The organism is Comamonas sp., assembly GCF_036666375.1.
Classification (GTDB): Bacteria; Pseudomonadota; Gammaproteobacteria; order Burkholderiales; family Burkholderiaceae_C; genus Comamonas.
Map to the genome: position 1 here is coordinate 22,392 of NZ_JAVWWA010000087.1, position 1,755 is coordinate 24,146.

2 protein-coding genes are annotated in these 1,755 nt (G+C 64.1%); both read left to right on the forward strand.

The window, feature by feature from the left end:
* Positions 1-402 precede the first annotated feature (402 nt).
* The gene (carA, locus tag RR928_RS18490) at positions 403-1,578 is read left to right on the forward strand and encodes a glutamine-hydrolyzing carbamoyl-phosphate synthase small subunit (RefSeq protein WP_332538857.1); all 1,176 of its coding nucleotides are present in this window, start codon (positions 403-405) and stop codon (positions 1,576-1,578) included.
* A partial coding sequence (locus RR928_RS24855; RefSeq protein ID WP_442881644.1) for a carbamoyl phosphate synthase preATP-grasp domain-containing protein occupies positions 1,578-1,755 on the forward strand: 178 nt, incomplete at its 3' end. The genes carA and RR928_RS24855, both read left to right, overlap by 1 nt.

The window sequence follows — 1,755 nt, forward strand, 5'->3', positions numbered from 1 at the left end:
CCGGCCAGGTGCGGCCGGCCAGGTGCGGCCGGCCAGGTGCGGCCGGCGAGGTGCGGGACTGCAGGGCAGGCCGTTGACCCTTCGAAAGGCTCAGGGCGAACGGGGAAAACCGTTCGTGGTGAGCCTGTCGAACCATGAACGGCCGGCCCTAGGAAAAGATGCAAAAGCCTCTGGCAAGGCGCATCACAAACGCGCGCAACGCGCGCCTATAGGTCCTCTGCGCTCTCGGGTAATCCCGGGCGCGGCCACGGGCCTGTCATGGCACACGGCTATAATGGGCGGCTTTCAAGCATTCCACATCTACGCCTAGCGCCGCTTCGAGCCTTCCCCCGCAACACAAGCTATAGCCAGACTCACGTCTAGGCTCGCTGGGCGTAACCGTAATTAGAACCGGAGAACCCAGTGCTTTTGTCTCTCAAGGGATCCTTCCCCCCAGCCATCCTGGCGCTCGCAGACGGCACGGTCTTTATCGGCAACTCGATCGGTGCAGTCGGCACCACCGTCGGCGAAGTGGTGTTCAACACCGCGATCACCGGCTATCAAGAAATCCTCACCGACCCAAGCTATTGCCAGCAGATCGTGACCCTCACGTATCCGCATATCGGCAACTATGGTGTCAATGCCGAGGACATCGAGGCTGAAAAAGTCCACGCCGCAGGTTTGATCATCAAGGATCTGCCGCTGCTGGCAAGCAACTTCCGCTTGACCCACACCTTGCCCCAGTACCTGGTGCGCGAGAACACCGTTGCCATCGCCAACATCGACACCCGCAAGCTCACGCGCCTGCTGCGCGACAAGGGCGCGCAAAACGGTGCGATCGTCGGCCTGGCCGAAGGCGAAAGCGCGACCCCCGAGCGCATCGCGCAGGCCGTGGCTGCAGCCCAGGCCGCGCCGTCGATGAAGGGCCTGGACCTGGCCAAGGTGGTGTCGACCACCAAGACCTACACCTGGGACCAGACCGAATGGCAACTGGGACAGGGCTACGGCCAGCAGACCGCGCCGCGCTTCCACGTCGTCGCTTATGACTACGGCGTCAAGCTCAACATCCTGCGCATGCTCGCCGAGCGCGGCTGCAAGCTCACGGTGGTGCCCGCGCAGACGCCGGCCGCCGACGTGCTGGCAATGAACCCCGATGGCGTGTTCCTGTCGAACGGCCCTGGCGATCCACAGCCCTGCGACTACGCCATCCAGGCGACCAAGGAGCTGATCGAGGCCGGCGTGCCGACCTTCGGCATCTGCCTGGGCCACCAGATCATGGCCCTGGCTTCGGGCGCGACCACGTTCAAGATGGCCAACAGCCACCATGGCGCGAACCACCCGGTCAAGGACCTGGACACCGGCCGCGTGAGCATCACCAGCCAGAACCACGGCTTCGCGGTCGACATGGCATCGCTGCCCGCCAACCTGCGGCCCACGCACGTGAGCCTGTTCGACGGCACGCTGCAAGGCCTGGAGCGCACCGACAAGCCCGCGTTCTGCTTCCAGGGTCACCCCGAAGCATCGCCCGGCCCGCACGACATCGCCTACATGTTCGACCGCTTCACGGCACTGATGGCCAAGGCCCAGGAGAATAAATAATGCCAAAGCGCACAGACCTCAAAAGCATTCTGATCATCGGCGCCGGCCCCATCGTCATCGGCCAGGCCTGCGAGTTCGACTACTCGGGCGTGCAGGCCTGCAAGGCGCTGCGCGAAGAGGGTTACAAGGTCATCCTGATCAACAGCAACCCCGCGACGATCATGACCGACCCGGCCA